Origin of the sequence: Staphylococcus sp. EG-SA-10, assembly GCF_017151945.1 — a bacterium.
Lineage (GTDB): Bacteria > Bacillota > Bacilli > Staphylococcales > Staphylococcaceae > Staphylococcus > Staphylococcus aureus.
In genome coordinates, this window is the sequence record NZ_JACVZJ010000013.1 from 1 (window position 1) to 16756 (window position 16756).

The window sequence follows — 16756 nt, forward strand, 5'->3', positions numbered from 1 at the left end:
CGTATATTCTAACACATCTTACATTTTTAAGAAATACTGTTATAATGATAATTATTAAAATATTACTAAGAAAGTAGGCATTTAAATGGAGACATTATTTTCAGGCATCCAACCTAGTGGAATTCCTACTATTGGAAATTATATTGGCGCACTAAAACAATTTGTTGATGTGCAAAATGACTACGATTGTTATTTCTGTATCGTAGATCAACATGCAATTACAATGCCACAAGATCGCTTAAAATTACGTAAACAAACTAGACAATTAGCAGCGATTTATTTAGCTTCTGGTATAGATCCAGACAAAGCAACATTGTTCATACAATCTGAAGTCCCTGCACACGTACAAGCAGGATGGATGTTAACTACGATTGCTTCTGTTGGAGAATTAGAGCGTATGACGCAATACAAAGATAAAGCTCAGAAAGCAGTTGAAGGTATACCAGCTGGTCTATTAACATATCCACCTTTAATGGCAGCTGATATTGTTCTTTACAATACTAATATCGTTCCAGTTGGCGATGACCAAAAGCAGCATATCGAATTGACTCGTAACCTTGTAGATAGATTTAATAGCCGCTATAATGATGTGCTTGTGAAACCTGAAATTCGTATGCCTAAAGTTGGTGGACGTGTCATGAGTTTACAAGACCCAACAAGAAAAATGAGTAAGAGTGATGATAATGCTAAAAACTTCATTTCATTATTAGACGAGCCGAATGTTGCAGCTAAAAAAATTAAAAGCGCAGTAACTGATTCAGATGGTATTATTAAATTTGATCGTGACAAAAAGCCAGGTATAACGAATTTAATTTCAATATACGCTGGATTAACAGACATGCCAATTAAAGATATTGAGGCAAAATATGAAGGCGAAGGTTATGGTAAATTTAAAGGTGACCTTGCTGAAATAGTTAAAGCATTTTTAGTAGAATTCCAAGAAAAATACGAAAGTTTCTATAACTCAGATAAACTTGATGATATTTTAGATCAAGGTAGAGATAAAGCACACAAAGTTTCATTTAAAACTGTCAAGAAAATGGAAAAAGCGATGGGTTTAGGACGTAAGAGATAAAATAAAGAGGTACTAGAATTAACTAGTACCTCTTTTATTATTTAACGTCTACCTCTAGGATTAAAAGCATCTTTAAGCCCTTCCCCTACAAAGTTTATACTTAATATAGTTAATGTAATCAATATAGCAGGTGGCATCCATATCCATGGTTTACCACTTATAACATCCCCTTCTTGAGCATCACTCAACATATTACCCCAAGATGGGATTGCTTTACTAATTCCGAATCCTAAAAAACTCAATCCTGATTCCACTACAATCATACCGGCAAATAACAATGTTGCTTGTACGATAACTACACTTAATATATTCGGCAAAAGATGTTTCAAAATAATTTTATATGTGGGTGTACCAATTGATTTTGCTGCCAAAAAGTATTCATTTTCTTTTTCTTGAAGTACTTTACCACGAACAAGTCTTGCAATACCTCCCCAACTTAATACGATAATAACTAGAACAAGAATTATGGCAGATCCATAAGGATTTTTAATTTTATCTCCAAGTGCAGCATTTAATACAATTGCAAATATTAAAAATGGAAATAACATAACAAATTCGGTTATTCTCATTAATAATGTATCAACAATACCTCCAAAATAACCAGAAATCACTCCAACTGTAATTCCAATCAAAAGCATTCCTATTGTAGATGTAATTCCAATGGATAATGAAATACGACCTGCATATAACAAACGACTAAAGTTATCCCTACCACCAGAGTCTGTACCAAGAATGTTTTGTGCTGTCATTTCACCTTTTATATTTAATAAATCTTGTTGGTTCACTGGAAAAGGAGCTATTAATGGCGCTATAATTGATACAATAGTTATGATTAATAAAAAAATAACCGATAACATTGCAATTTTATTATGAATAAATTTAGACAATGCAATTTTAAAAGGCGATTTTGACTTATTTTGCATTCTAATCCCCCCTAGTTACTTCTAATTCTTGAATCTATAAATCCATAAGTAATATCAGAAATCAAATTACCCAGTAAACCTAAAAATGAGAAAAATAACGTTAATGCCATCATTAATGGATAGTCTTGGCCTATTACCGATTCTAAAAATAATTTACCGATACCGTTATATGAAAAGATAGTCTCCGTAATCACAGCTCCACCTAAAATACTTACAATATCAGCACCTAAAAATGTAATAATAGGTATTAGAGAATTTCTCAATATATGTTTATTATAAATTTTATTCATAGATAATCCTTTTGACCTTGCCGTCAATACATAATCTTTTTTAGAATTTTCAATAATATCATTACGTAAATATTGAATATAACCAGCAGTAGATAATAAACCTAAAGTGAATGCAGGTAAAAATGTGTGATATATTTTACTCATATAATATTCAAAAGTGCCTTCTTTAAGGTTAATATCAACAGAACCTTGAAACGGGAACCATTGTAATTCAAAAGAAAAAATAAAAATTGCAAATACTCCCGCAATAAAAGATGGAATGGCTAACATCAAATAATTAAATATTTGCACAGTATAATCCGTCAAACTGTAAGAATATCTACCTGACGTTATTCCTAAAGCAAATGAGATAATATAAGTAATAATTAATGACATAGCACCGAGTAATATTGTATTTGGAATTCTTTCCTCAATAACATCAATTACCGGCCTTTTATATTTGATTGACTCCCCTAAATCACCGTGTATAACATGATTGACCCATCTAATGTATTGATGTGGTATTGAGTCGTTGAGACCTAACTTTTCTCTTTGTGCATTTATTGCTTCTTGTTTTATTTTACCGTTTTGTAAATCTGAAAATGGATCTCCTGGTTGTATGATTGCCAATGAAAATACAACTATTGAGATTAAAATTAGTAACGGGATCATTAACCCTAACCTTTTAAGTATTAATTTAATCATTTAAATCACCTACTTTATCTACGTAGAAACAAGCAACTTGATGTTCGTTACCAATGTCCTTTAATTCTGGCATACTTTTTTTGCACATATCTTGAGCAATTGGACATCTAGTATGGAAAGGACAACCTTGTGGCGGATTACTTGGCGAAGGTAATTCTCCCTTTAATATAATTCTATTTTTATTTAGCTTATCAATTTGTGGTATTGATGAAATCAACGCTTTTGTATATGGATGTTTGGGATTTTCATAAATTTCTTTATCAGATGCGATTTCAACTATATGACCTAAATACATAACTCCAATGACATCACTTATATGTTTTACTACACTTAAATCATGTGCGATAAATAAATAGCTTAAGTTAAATTGTTCTTGTAAATCTTTTAATAAATTCAGTACTTGAGATTGAACAGATACATCCAATGCACTTACAGGCTCATCAGCAACAATTAAACTCGGACGCAAAGCCAATGCTCTTGCAATTCCCACTCTTTGTCTCTGTCCACCTGAAAATTCATGTGCATATTTATAATATGCATCTTCACTTAGGCCAACACATTTTAATAAATATAGTACTTCTTTTTTTATTTCTTCTTTTGGCAATTTTTTATAATTTAAAATAGGTTCTGAAATGATATCTCCAACCATTTGCATCGGATTCAATGATGCATACGGATCTTGAAATATCATCTGATATTGTTGTCGTGATTTTCTCAGTTTTTTACCTTGTAACCTTGTTATATCTTCACCATTAACAATTATTGAGCCTGAAGTTGCATCTTCAAGCCTGATAATCACTTTACCTAACGTTGACTTACCACAACCCGATTCTCCTACTAATCCAAAAGTTTGTCCTTTTTTTATTGAAAACGATACGTCATCAACAGCTTTAACGTACTGAGTTTTTTGTAATAATCCAGTTTTAATTTTGTAGTATTTTTTTATGTGATTTACTTCTAAAATATTTTCCATTCTTATATCTCCTTATATTCATTTTGGTACAAATGACAACGTACAATGACGTCTTCACAAACATGCATTTTAGGAGATTGATTATTACAAATATCCAGTTTTTTGTTACATCTATTTGCAAATCTGCACTTATTAACGTGAAATGCTTGGATTGATGGCACAATTCCTTCTATCGTTTCAAGTCGTTTCTGCTCTTCTTTAAGTTTTGGAATTGTAGATAATAATTTTTGAGTATAAGGATGTTTCGGATTGTGTAGTATTTCTTTTATGCCTCCAAATTCTACAATTTGACCTGCATACATAACCAAAACTTTATCGCAAAATTCAGCAACCACACTCAAATCATGTGTAATCATCATAATTGCCATTTGCGTTTCCTTTTGCAATTCTTTTAATAAGTCTAATATTTGCGCTTGAATCGTGACATCCAAAGCAGTTGTAGGTTCATCAGCAATTAATAATTTGGGAGAACATGAAATGGCCATTGCAATCATTACTCTTTGCCGCATACCACCAGATAATTGATGAGGATAGCTATTTAATATTTCATCTTGTCTTGCAATTCCAACTTTTTTTAGTAAATCTTTTGCTAAGTTATTTGCTTCTTTTTTAGAAATTTTTTTATGTGATTTTATAGATTCCACTAGTTGATTTTTTATGGTAAATACCGGATTTAAAGCAGTCATAGGTTCTTGAAAAATCATAGCAATATCATTTCCTCGAATATCTAGCAATTGCTTCTCATTGAGTGTATCGATTCGTTTACCATCAAATATAACTTCTCCATTACTTAGTTTAGATATCTTTTCTGGTAATAATTTAATAATTGACTTACTTAATATGGACTTACCGCAACCAGATTCCCCTACTATACCCAAAACTTCTCCTTTAGATAATTCAAAAGAAATATTTTCAACAGTTGCTAACCATTCATTATTTATTTTTAATGATGTTTCTAAATCTTTAACCTCTAACAATACATTATTCATAACATCCCCCCATATAAGTAAACCTCGACAAAATCGTCGAGGTTACATTACTAAGCTTCTTTAGTTAAATTATATAAACTTTGATCAGTTCCAATTTCAATGTCTAAGTTTCGTACTTTATCGTTAACAATAGTTATCGATTTACCTTGGAACATTGGTAATCCAGGTAACTCATCATTCATATATTTTTGCCATTTAACATAAATATCTTTACGTTTCTTTTCATCAATGCCTACTTTTTCGAAGTCTAATGCATCATCTAAATATTGATCTGATTTTGGTAAAACTGTTCTCATTTCATTTTGAGGTCTATCAGTATGGTATAAATCTGATGGATCTGGATCTGTACCGCCTGCCCATGATCTGAAGTACACTTCCATATCTTTAGATGCATTTGCTAAGTCTTCATTATATTTACCGAATTCTACTAACTTCACATTTGTTTTCAAGCCAACTTTTTCCCAGAAATCTTTTATCGCAGCAGTTCTTGGTTCAAAAGTAGGATTTGAACCTGAATAATGTTTAAAGTTAATCTCAAATTTATTACCTTTAGGATCTTCTCTAAATCCGTCACCATCTCTATCTTTATAACCTAACTTATCTAAGATTTTTTTAGCTTTTTCAGGATCATATTTATAATCGTTTAGTTCCTTAGGATCAGCTGCTATCCAATGCATTGATGGTACAAAACTATTTATTTCACTAGCGTAACCATTGAAAAATGCTTTGATCCATTTTTCTCTATCAATTGCATAAAGCATTGCTTTACGTAATTCTTTGTCTTCATATTTTGGTCTCACTTTACCAGTTTTATTAGCTTTTTTATCGTAATCATGAGATACGAATCCTATTAAACCGTAGTCTAAGCTTGGCGCAGATAATACCTTGAGACCAGCATTAGATGACTTAGCATCTTTTGCCATTGCACCGGTAGCATCATTCGTAACATCAATATCGCCTTTTTCCATCGCCTTAATAATTTGAGCTTGATCAATAACTTTCAAATTGATTTTGTCTAATGCAGGCTTACCTTGCCAATAATCATCAAATTTAACAAGTTGAACAGCCTCACCTGGGACGATTTTCTTAACTTTATATGGTCCAATACCAATAGGATATTTTCGGATTTTATCTGATTTCGCTAAATCTTTAATTGATACATCTGATAAATATTTTTTACTTAATAAAGGTCCAGTAATAAATCCTGTTAAGTAATTTTCTTGCTTTTTATCAAATGTAACCTGCATAGTGTAGTCATCTATTTTCTTCAATCCGCTAATATGATCAGCTTTTCCTTCATGATAATCTTTTGCACCTTGGATATTTTCTACACTAGGATAATAAGCGCCTTCGTAATCCTTGTTAGCTAAGACTTCAATTGAATAAATCCAATCATCAATTTTTAATTCATTGCCATCATGCCATTTAATACCTTTTTTAATTTTAAATTCTATTTTCTTAGCCGGCTCGATGTCCTTCCATGAAGCAATATATGCTTTAGGACGTATTTTTTTATCAATTGTTAATAAGTTTTCATTAAAATATCCTTCAACTACAGCATCCGCATGTGTACTATTTAATAACGAAGAATAAACACCACTTGGCGGTGCTGTTAACGCTACATTTAGCGTACCACCTTTATGTTTTGACGCTTCTGTTTTAGTAGCATCTTTTACTCCTTCATCTTTATTACTGCTTTTTCCGCAAGCGCTCAACACTAAAACGACAATAAGAAGCATTGAAATATATTTAATAAGCTTCCCCATACATATGCCTCCTACTTTCAATCTAATATTTTCTTTTTAGTTTACTCATAGAAAAAATTATTACAAGTTTATTTTTAGAATATTCAGTCATTTGTGCATTTGATCAATTTCAGTAATTTAAAAAACGACTTATTTTAATTTTTTCCCAAGGTTTTTCTGCAATACAAAAAGACTGGAGATATATCTCCAGCCTAATTTACAAAGCATATTATTTTTTCTTCTTACCTGTTTCTTTATCTATCGATTTATCAATATATACATGTTTAAGTGAGTTATTTGGACCAAATTTATGGTAAATCAATCCTTTTACTTGAGGATTTGTTAAATGTGCAACACCTTTTTGATAAATTGGTGCTACCGGTGCATCTCCTAGGAACATTTCTTCTGCTTTTTTCAAGTTTTCATATCGTTTGTTCGGTTGAAGTGCCAATTTGGTTCTTGCTACTTTAAGTAATTGATCGTATTCTTTATTACCCCAGTCTGTATTATTTTGTGCGCTACCTGTGGTCATTGTTTCTAAGTAAGCCATAGGATCAGGGTAATCTGCAGACCAACCACTAAGTGATGCTTCAAAATTGTTACTCAGTTCTAGTGATACTCTTTGTTTAAACGGTAATTGTTTAATTTTCAAAGTGACACCTGGTAAATTTTTCTCAACTTGTGATTTGATGTATTCAGCAGATATTTTTGCATCTGGTGTATCTTCTGTGTTCATTGAAAATGTCAATTCATTTTTACCTAACTCTTTTTTAGCTTTGTCCCAGTGTTCTCTTGCTTCTTTAGGATTATATTTTAAAGGCGAATTCATGGTACTCGCATAATCTTTGCCATTAGGCGCTTTCGCAATGCCTTTGGCTGTTAATGTATCGGAAGGAATTGAGCCATTGTTTTTCACTGAATCAACGTATCCTTTTTTATCTATTGCTTGCGCGATAGCCAATCTTAAATTTTTGTTTTTAAAATCAGGATATTGTTTTTCATTCATTTTCACAAAAAATGTCCCAGACGTTAACACAAAGTTTAAACCTTTATTATCTTTATATTTATTTACTTGATCTGCTGTAATAACTGCGTCATCTACTGATTCAGTATCATACAATGATGCACCTGCTTGTAAGTCTTTAATAACTTTATAATTCACTTTATCTAATTTTACATTCTTTTTATCCCAATAATACTGATTTTTAGATAGTAAGGTTTTATCTTCTTGTTTCCAATCATCAACTTTAAATGGACCATTGTATACCGCTCTATCAGCTGCCGTACCATAATTTTTACCATATTTTTTGGCAACTTTTTCATTTTGAGGTGCAAATGTATTAAGTGCTAATAATTGATTAATATATGGAACCGGCTTTTCTAATTCAATTTGTAATGTTTCATCATCTAATGCTTTGATACCTAATTGCTCTACAGGTTTCTTACCAGTACTAATATCACTCGCATTTTTAATGTCCCCCATAATGTATGCAAATTCAGAACCTGTTTTAGGGTCAACTGTTTTTCTCCAAGCATAAACAAAGTCTTGTGCAGTCACTTTGTCACCATTGCTCCATTTAGCATCGCTTCTTAATTTAACCTTTAAAGTTTTCCCATCTTTACTCTTTTCTGGAAAAGCTTTCGCAACACCTAACACCGGTTTGTCACCTTTTCCTAATGTATATAAACCTTCGAATGTTTGCGCAGTCACTTCAGAAGATATTTCATCCGTAATTAATGATGTATCAAGTGATGTTAAGTCTGCTGACAAAATTTTTCTGAATACTTGACCTTTATCTGAATAAATACCATCGTCATTAGCACAACCACTTAATGCAATTGTGGCAACAAATATTAAAATCAGCGTTTTTAACTTTCTTGTCATTTTATTTCCCCCTTCCCCTTAATCTTGTGTTACCAACAAATTTTTTCGTAGTCGTGCCGCTTCATCTTCAGTACTAAAAACAAAATGCTTTGGTCTTATTTCATGTAATTGTCTTAAATGATTATTTGCTTCATCATCAATATAACTAAATCGTTTGCGACTACGTTCCGATTCAGGATCCGGTTGAGGAATTGCCGACAATAAAGACTTAGTATAATCATGTAATGGATATTGATAAATATCGTCTGCTGGTCCGATTTCTACAATTTTCCCAAAATGCATGATTGCAATTCGATCAGAGATATACTTCACCATTGATAAATCATGTGCAATAAATAGGAATGTAATACCTTTTTCACGCTGTAATTTTAATAACAAATTGACTACTTGAGCTTGAATTGAAACATCCAATGCTGAAATAGGTTCATCTGCTATAATAAATTCTGGTTCAACGGCTAATGCACGGGCAATTCCAATACGTTGGCGTTGTCCACCTGAAAATTCATGAGGATAACGATTGGCATGTTCTTTACTTAATCCAACAGTTTCAAGTAAATCATAGACACGTTTTTTACGCTCACGTTTATCAGTTGCTAAATGATGGATATCAATACCTTCAGCTACTATATCCATTACTTTTAACCTAGGATTTAAAGACGCATATGGGTCTTGAAAAATCATCTGTATCTTTTTATTAAATTTAAGCAAATCTTTACGTTTACGAATCTTTTGTATATCAATACCCTCATACAAAATTTCTCCACTTGTAATATCATTAAGTTTGATAATTGATTTACCAGTTGTAGATTTACCACACCCCGATTCTCCTACTAAACCTAATGTTTCCCCTTTGTATATTTCAAACGAAATATTTTCAATCGCTCTCACTTCGTTTTTCTTTCCTGCGTTAAAATATTGCTTTAAATTTTTAATAGATAATAGCACTTCATCATTTTTCATTGAACGACACCCTTTCTACCTTGAGTGGTTTTTCATAATTATTAGGCATCGGTTTCATACGTTGTTTTACCAGCTCGGGTAGTTCAACTTTTGGTGCACGTGCGTCTAATAACCAAGATTTCACAAAATGTGTCGGTGAAACTTTAAACCACGGTGGTTCTACTTTAAAATCAATATCTAATGCATATTGACTACGTCTAGCAAATGCATCACCTTTAGGTGGGTGTAATAAATCAGGTGGCGCTCCAGGAATCGCTAGTAATGGTGTGTCATTTGTTGTTGATAAATCAGGCATTGACGATAATAATCCCCATGTATATGGATGCTTTGGATCATAAAATATTTCGTTAACATCTCCTGTTTCAACCATTTGACCACCATACATAACTGCCACTCTATCAGCAATATTCGCAACAACCCCTAAATCATGCGTTATAAAAATAATTGCTGTATCGATTTTTTGTTGTAGTTCTTTCATTAAATCTAAAATTTGTGCCTGCATCGTTACGTCTAATGCAGTCGTTGGTTCATCAGCAATGAGCACTTTAGGTTCACAAGCTAATGCGGTTGCAATAACAATTCTTTGCCTTTGTCCACCTGAAAATTGATGTGGATATGCTTTAAATCTTTTTTCTGCATTTGGTAAACCTACAAGATTTAGTATTTCCAATGCGCGCTTTTTAGCTTGTGCTTTACTATAATTTTTGTGCTTAATTAATGGTTCCATGACTTGTTTACCAATTTGCATCGTTGGGTTTAAAGATGTCATTGGATCTTGAAAGATCATTGAAATATCTTTGCCACGTAATTTAATTAACTCATTTTCAGATTTTTTTGCTAAATCTTCCCCTAAAAATAAAATTTCTCCCTTTTTAATTCTTCCTGTGTCCCCTTGGAATAATTTTGTAATTGCTTTTGTTGTTACAGATTTACCTGAACCTGATTCACCAACAATTGCCAATGTTTCCCCTTTGTTTAAATAAAAATCTACACCTCTCACTGCCTGCACTTCCCCTGCTGTAATATCAAAGGAAACATGCAAATCATTTACTTCTAATATTCTTTCAGTCATATGCTATGCCCCCTTTTATTTACGCATTTTCGGATCAAATGCATCACGTAATCCATCACTAAATAAGTAAAAGAATAGAATTAATAAACTTAAAATCATTGCTGGTATAAATAATTCATGTGGATAAATTAATAACATTGCGCGCCCATCATTTACTAATGACCCTAACGATGTTTGAGGTGCGGGTACACCTATACCAATGAAACTTAAAAATGCTTCGAAGAAAATAGCACTAGGTACTGTAAACATTGATGTAACCACGATAGCACCTAACGTATTAGGTAAAATATGCTTAAATATCAATTTGAATTTTGAAGCCCCCAATGTTTTCGAAGCCATGACAAACTCTTGATTTTTCAATTTTAAAAATTCTCCACGTACAACTCTGCTCATGCCTAACCAGCCTGTGATAGACATAGCCAATATAATTGTCCAAATGGATGGTTCAAAAATTAATACAAATAAAATTACGACAATTAAATTCGGAATAGATGCTATGACTTCAAGTATACGTTGCATAATCGTATCGACACGTCCACCGAAGAATCCAGAAATCGCACCATATACAACGCCAATAAAAATATCTAACATCGCTGCAACAACACCGATAAACAATGAAATTTGAGCACCTTTCCATGTTCTTGTCCATAAATCTCGACCCAACTGATCAGTACCAAACCAATAATTTTCTTTAGCATTTGCTGCTTTATAAGCATCCTTGCCATCTGCATCTTTACCATCAAAAGGTAAAAATGGAACTTTGTCTAATACAGGTATTTTTGCCGGAAGATTTCTATGTTGTACATTTTGTTCAGCATAATCATGTTTATTTATAACTGGACCGATAAAAGCAAATATTACAATGATAATTAAACCTATCATACCGACAACAGCTAACTTATTTCGTTTTAACTGAGCCCAAGCATCTTGCCAAAAGTTTTTGCTTTCTCGTTGCATTTCAGGTTCCTGATTCAAATCTAATTCTCTAATAATAAAATCAGATGATGCGATAGCGTCAGAGGTATGCGTCATAGCTGCATTAGAATGATCGTCGTTAATCGACAAATTGTTTTTATTTTCAGCCATTATTTTTTACCTCCTTGAACACGAATTCGTGGATCTATCACACCGTATAAAATATCTACAATAAAAATAGAAACGATAAACAGTGTGCTAAATAATAGTGTGATTGCCATGATTACTGAGAAATCATTTGTTGTAATTGAACGTACGAATTGATCCCCTAATCCAGGAACCCCAAAAATATTTTCAATTGTTAAAGTGCCTGTTAAAATACTTGCTAACATGGGAACGATAATTGTAATAATTGGAATTAAAGCATTTCTAAGTGCATGTCCAAAAAGTACACGCATTGTCGAATTACCTTTAGCTCTCGCTAATAAAATGTAGTCTGAACTTAATACCTCTATCATCTCTGCTCTTATGTATCTGGCGACAGTTGCTAAAACAGCTGCAGATAATGCAAGTGACGGTAATACCGCGGTCGAAAAACCTTCCCATCCAGCTACTGGGAACCATCTTAATTTAACTGCAAATACATATTGTAAAAGTACAGCAAGTACAAAAGATGGTACAGATACTGCAATAACTGAAATAACTGTAGTTGTATAGTCAACCCAAGAATTTTGTTTAGTAGCTGCTGCAACACCTAAAATAAGTCCCAGTATCACACCGATGAACATCGCTGTAAGACCCATTTCAAAAGAAGGTAGTAGTCTTGGTTTAATCAAATCCCACACAGGTTGATTATGATACTGGAATGAATTACCAAAATCGCCTGTAACAACATTTTTTAAATAATGTAAATACTGCGTAGCTACAGGATCATTTAATCCATATTTTTCATTTAAAATTTCTTTTTGTTCAGCATTTAATTTAGCATCGTTAAATGGCGAACCTGGCATTAATTTCATTAAGAAAAATGTAATTGTAATAATAATAAATAAAGAAATAAGCATATAAATAAATCGTTTGAAAATATATTTCCCCATCTAATCCCCTCCTCTAACAAATTCCGATTTCTAAATTTCCATTCCCTTCAAAATTTTCTGAAATCTTAACTAATATTATATATACAATATTTACTATATATCAATATTTTTTTGCTTTAAACTAATGAAGAATGATTGATTTTAGAATTTCAATAAAACTGAAGAAATTAAAAAATCATTCCTCAATGTCTCATTTTAATGTAAACTATGCGTAAGAGTTTTCTATAAGTGGGAGTGATCAAATGTTGAAAAAATGGCTTGGAATGGCACTAATAACCCCAATGTTAACGTTTATTATATGGGTTTTTAATAGCCATACTATCATTACATATTTAAATATATTGTTTTATGTTTCATTAATTATTTTTATTAGCATATTTTTGATTTTACTTGTACAAGAAGGCATTTTTGATGCGACAAGTTATGGTTTTAGAAGATTAAAGTATCAAATGTCATCTTCGAAAAAGAAGAAGTCTATCTCTGATGATCCATTTTTCAACCCACAAGAGGTAAAAAAAGAGCATTACTTTGTTTCTACATGGATAATACCCTTATTATTAATAAATATTTTATATTTTATTATGGCGATTGTGCTGTCGCTCATCTTAGTATAAAGAAACAGAAAAAATCTTCAGTAACTAAAACAACGTTACTGAAGATTTTTATAATTATGCTTCAAATTTCTTGAATACTAATACTGCGTTATGTCCACCGAATCCTAAGCTATTACTCATTGCATAAGTAATATCAAGGTCTTGCGCTTCATTTGGAACAATATCCAAATCACATTCTGGATCTGGTGTTACCGCATGAATTGTCGGTGCGACTTTAGAGTCTTTAATTGAAAGCGCTGAGAAGATTGCTTCAATTCCACCTGTTGCACCAAGTAAGTGACCAGTCATTGATTTTGTTGAGCTAACTTTTAAGTGTTTAGCTGCTTCACCAAATGTATTTTTAATAGCTTTAACTTCATTTAAGTCACCAACAGGAGTACTTGTACCATGGGCATTTAAGTATTGTACATCTTTAGGTTCAATACCAGCATCATCCATAGCTGCTTGCATTGCTCTAGAACCGCCTTCACCTTCTGGAGCTGGTGCTGTAATATGATAAGCATCACCTGTAGTACCATAGCCAACTATCTCAGCATAAATATTGGCACCTCGAGCTTGTGCTGATTCTAAAGATTCGATTACTAAAATACCAGCACCTTCACCCATAACAAAACCGTCTCTGCCTTCTTGGAATGGACGACATGCTGTTTCAATGTCATCATTTGTAGAAAGCGCTCGACTTGCACTGAAACCTGCAATTGCCATATGAGTAATTGGTGCTTCTGTACCACCAGTAATCATTGCATCTGCATCACCGCGTTGCACAATTTTAAATGCTTCTCCGATTGAGTTTGTACCTGTTGCACATGCTGTAACTGTTGCACCATTTGGTCCTTTTGCACCTAAGTCAATTGATACTTGTCCAGTTGCCATATCAGGAATTAACATTGGTACGAAAAATGGACTCACACGTCTTGGGCCTTTATCCATTAATTGTTTATGTGCAATTTCAAATGTTTCCATACCACCGATACCAGAACCAATCCATACACCGATTCGATCTGCAGTATTTTCATTGATATCTAATTGCGCATCTTTAACAGCCTCTCTAGCTGCTACAATTGCATATTGAGTAAATCTATCCATACGACGCGCTTCTTTTTTGTCGATATGATCTTCAATATTAAAGTTTTTAAGTTCTCCTGCTAAGTGAACGCTATAAGGTTCAGTATCGATACGTGTAATTTTATCGATACCATTTACGCCTTTTAGAGCATTCTCCCATGTTGTTTTGACATCATTACCGATTGGAGAAAGGGCTCCCATACCTGTAATAACTACTCTTTTATTTTGACTCATTCGTTATCCTCCTATTTTCCCCATTTTATTGTCATTGCGCCCCAAGTTAGGCCGCCACCGAATCCGACAAGAACAATTGTATCATCATCTTTGAGTTTACCATTTTTTAATTCTTGATCGATACTTAAAGGTATTGACGCAGCTGAAGTATTTCCATATTTATTTACAGAAACACTCATTTTGTCTTTTGAAATACCTAAGCGTTCTCTAGCTGATTCCATAATTCTAATATTAGCTTGATGAGGAATAAATAAATCTATATCATCTGATGTTAAATTCGCTTTTTCAACTACACGTGTTGATGCATCACCCATAATTCTAACAGCAAATTTAAATACTTCTCGACCATTCATTTTCAGTTTACCAGTATCTTTATCTAAATATAAATGTTTACCACCAGTGCCATCAGAACCCATTTCATAACTTATAATACCTCTGCCTTCTGAAACTTCACCGATGATAACCGCACCTGCACCATCTCCAAATAGAACTGCAGTAGAACGGTCAGTTAAATCTGTTATTTTAGATAATTTATCTGCACCAACAACTAAAATGTTATGATAATCTCCAGATTGAACATATTGTTTAGCTGTAATCATTGAATACATAAATCCAGAACATGCTGCAAGTTGATCCATAGAGGCAACTTTGCCCGTCCCTAAACGTTCTTGCAACATATTTGCGACAGTTGGAAATGGCATATCTCCAGTTGCTGTGGCAACAATTATCATATCTATATCTTCGGGCTGAATACCAGCGTCAGCGATTGCTTTTACACTTGCTTCATATGCTAAATCTGAAGTATCTTGATCGTCATCTGCCCAATGTCTTTCTTTAATTCCAGTCATCTTAGAAATCCATTCATCAGATGTATCTAAAAATTGCTCAAAATAGGCATTGTCAATAATCTTTTCTGGTGCATATGCACCAAAACCTTTAATACCCACGTTCATAGTTGAACACCTTCTTAATAAAATTTTTAATACCAGGTATTAATTTAACATAGATTACTTTTTAAACTCAAGTCAGAGGTAGGAATATTGACTAGTTAATAAAATTTTAATGCTTTATTATCGTCAAATTTCAGTATGAAATTGGTTTTAATGCGCTTAAATTAGAATAGCCATTCAGATAAAATCATTTATTTAAACTGTATAATATGGTCAAAATATATGAGATGTTACTATACAAATTTCTAACTTTCACTTAAAATAAAATATATATAATTAAAGTGGAGGTAGAATGACATGAAACACCTCGTAACATTCTTTTGGGCATTATTATTAATGCAAATGGTTAACTTTGTACTTAATAGCCTAGTAGGTGGAGACAGCTTAAATGTAGTGAATCCAATTATCATGGCAGTATTGTTCACGATTTTCACAGCAATTTTTGCTGCAGTAATTAAACCACCGAAAGATTCATCACAATAACTATTTAGTATAAAATGAAATATGTCTTTCTTATTATTGAAGCTGCCCAGATAAAGGCGGCTTTTATTTTTGGCCATTAATGTTTTGTATTATGAATATTTTAAAGCTCAATGACCTCTAACCCATCACATTAAAATTTAGAAAAAGCCTTAATACAAAGATGTCATTTACGAGTAATCTTTGTATCAAGGCAATTATATTATAATCATCACTGTAAAATTAAATGCTTCATGTTGAATTTGATAATTTTAAGTGTTTATTTAGTTTTTACATTAATATCAATTTGTTTAATTGAATTTGAATCAAACAAGTTTGCTGTATAACTATCTTTCTTTAAATCCACTTCTTTTTTACTGCCATCTTTCCAAGTAATCGTGTAAACGGCAGATTTTGCATTTCGAATCTTCTCAGGTGTTACACCACGTTCATCATATAATAAAGCTTTAACTTTATTTCCTAAATCTAAATATGATAATTGGCTATCTTTTGGTAAATTTAAGTAAGATTGATTGAAAGCCATTATGCCATCTACTGCAATTGTATATGGAACATTTTGCATTTCTTTAGCTTTTTGAGTTGCCGGTAGTTTGTCCTTTTCTGCTGCAGATACCTCATTACTTGCCACAGTAGCGCCAGTCGTTGCGATCATGCCCAGTGCCAAAGTTACAGTTATAAATGATTTTAATTTCATATAATCTCTCTCCTTTGTGAGTTAAAGTATCTTACAAAATCAATATAACACAAATCTAAAAGTTTCAAAAATTATAAGTATGTAAATTGTTTACTTGTTTTTAAAAATTAA

General features: G+C 32.5%; 16 protein-coding genes. 3 read left to right on the plus strand and 13 right to left on the minus strand.

Annotated elements, in window-relative coordinates:
- Positions 1 to 85 precede the first annotated feature (85 nt).
- Entirely contained in the window at positions 86 to 1075 is a 990-nt protein-coding gene (trpS, locus tag IDG45_RS09605) for a tryptophan--tRNA ligase (RefSeq protein WP_000448929.1), read from the plus strand.
- A gap of 41 nt (positions 1076 to 1116) precedes the next feature.
- Here trpS and opp4C read toward each other — a convergent pair whose 3' ends face one another.
- The 10 genes from opp4C to opp3b all read right to left on the minus strand — a co-directional run bounded on the left by opp4C (position 1117) and on the right by opp3b (position 12608).
- The gene (gene opp4C / locus IDG45_RS09610) at positions 1117 to 1998 is read right to left on the minus strand and encodes an oligopeptide ABC transporter permease (RefSeq protein ID WP_001180269.1); all 882 of its coding nucleotides are present in this window, start codon (positions 1996 to 1998) and stop codon (positions 1117 to 1119) included.
- Positions 1999 to 2009: 11 nt separating this feature from the next.
- Positions 2010 to 2972 (minus strand): oligopeptide ABC transporter permease, encoded by a 963-nt coding sequence (opp4B, locus tag IDG45_RS09615; RefSeq protein WP_000593418.1) that lies wholly within the window; start codon positions 2970 to 2972, stop codon positions 2010 to 2012.
- On the minus strand, positions 2965 to 3945 hold the full coding sequence (locus IDG45_RS09620) for an ABC transporter ATP-binding protein (protein ID WP_000427764.1): 981 nt from the start codon (positions 3943 to 3945) through the stop codon (positions 2965 to 2967). Before IDG45_RS09620 ends, opp4B begins: the two co-directional genes overlap by 8 nt.
- 2 nt (positions 3946 to 3947) lie before the next feature.
- The gene (locus tag IDG45_RS09625; RefSeq protein WP_001067041.1) at positions 3948 to 4934 is read right to left on the minus strand and encodes an ABC transporter ATP-binding protein; all 987 of its coding nucleotides are present in this window, start codon (positions 4932 to 4934) and stop codon (positions 3948 to 3950) included.
- Positions 4935 to 4984: 50 nt separating this feature from the next.
- Positions 4985 to 6700 (minus strand): oligopeptide ABC transporter substrate-binding protein, encoded by a 1716-nt coding sequence (gene opp4A / locus IDG45_RS09630; RefSeq protein WP_054193866.1) that lies wholly within the window; start codon positions 6698 to 6700, stop codon positions 4985 to 4987.
- A 208-nt stretch (positions 6701 to 6908) separates the two neighbouring features.
- Positions 6909 to 8564 carry a peptide ABC transporter substrate-binding protein gene (locus IDG45_RS09635; protein ID WP_206171608.1) on the minus strand — a complete coding sequence of 552 codons (1656 nt, stop codon included), beginning with the start codon at positions 8562 to 8564 and terminating at the stop codon, positions 6909 to 6911.
- Between the two features lie 18 nt (positions 8565 to 8582).
- Entirely contained in the window at positions 8583 to 9524 is a 942-nt protein-coding gene (locus tag IDG45_RS09640) for an ABC transporter ATP-binding protein (protein WP_031927833.1), read from the minus strand.
- Entirely contained in the window at positions 9514 to 10596 is a 1083-nt protein-coding gene (locus IDG45_RS09645; protein ID WP_000140055.1) for an ABC transporter ATP-binding protein, read from the minus strand. The genes IDG45_RS09640 and IDG45_RS09645 overlap by 11 nt, the downstream gene beginning before the upstream one ends.
- 15 nt (positions 10597 to 10611) lie before the next feature.
- On the minus strand, positions 10612 to 11682 hold the full coding sequence (opp3C, locus tag IDG45_RS09650) for an oligopeptide ABC transporter permease (RefSeq protein ID WP_000829639.1): 1071 nt from the start codon (positions 11680 to 11682) through the stop codon (positions 10612 to 10614).
- Entirely contained in the window at positions 11682 to 12608 is a 927-nt protein-coding gene (gene opp3b / locus IDG45_RS09655) for an oligopeptide ABC transporter permease (RefSeq protein ID WP_000521533.1), read from the minus strand. Before opp3b ends, opp3C begins: the two co-directional genes overlap by 1 nt.
- Positions 12609 to 12850: 242 nt before the next feature.
- Here opp3b and IDG45_RS09660 point away from each other — a divergent pair, with 242 nt between their 5' ends.
- Positions 12851 to 13222, plus strand: coding sequence for a DUF3899 domain-containing protein (locus IDG45_RS09660; protein WP_000915160.1), 372 nt, complete (start codon positions 12851 to 12853; stop codon positions 13220 to 13222).
- A 54-nt stretch (positions 13223 to 13276) separates the two neighbouring features.
- On the opposite strand, the gene fabF is transcribed toward IDG45_RS09660, so the two are convergent.
- Positions 13277 to 14521 carry a beta-ketoacyl-ACP synthase II gene (gene fabF / locus IDG45_RS09665; RefSeq protein WP_000081240.1) on the minus strand — a complete coding sequence of 415 codons (1245 nt, stop codon included), beginning with the start codon at positions 14519 to 14521 and terminating at the stop codon, positions 13277 to 13279.
- An 11-nt stretch (positions 14522 to 14532) separates the two neighbouring features.
- Positions 14533 to 15474 (minus strand): beta-ketoacyl-ACP synthase III, encoded by a 942-nt coding sequence (locus tag IDG45_RS09670; protein WP_001100526.1) that lies wholly within the window; start codon positions 15472 to 15474, stop codon positions 14533 to 14535.
- 294 nt (positions 15475 to 15768) lie between these two features.
- On the opposite strand from IDG45_RS09670, the gene IDG45_RS09675 reads away from it, so the two are divergent.
- On the plus strand, positions 15769 to 15954 hold the full coding sequence (locus IDG45_RS09675; RefSeq protein ID WP_000682089.1) for a YjzD family protein: 186 nt from the start codon (positions 15769 to 15771) through the stop codon (positions 15952 to 15954).
- Between the two features lie 256 nt (positions 15955 to 16210).
- Here the strand turns inward: IDG45_RS09675 and IDG45_RS09680 are convergent, their stop codons facing one another.
- The gene (locus tag IDG45_RS09680) at positions 16211 to 16645 is read right to left on the minus strand and encodes an MAP domain-containing protein (RefSeq protein WP_000769690.1); all 435 of its coding nucleotides are present in this window, start codon (positions 16643 to 16645) and stop codon (positions 16211 to 16213) included.
- Between the last annotated feature and the right edge of the window lie 111 nt (positions 16646 to 16756).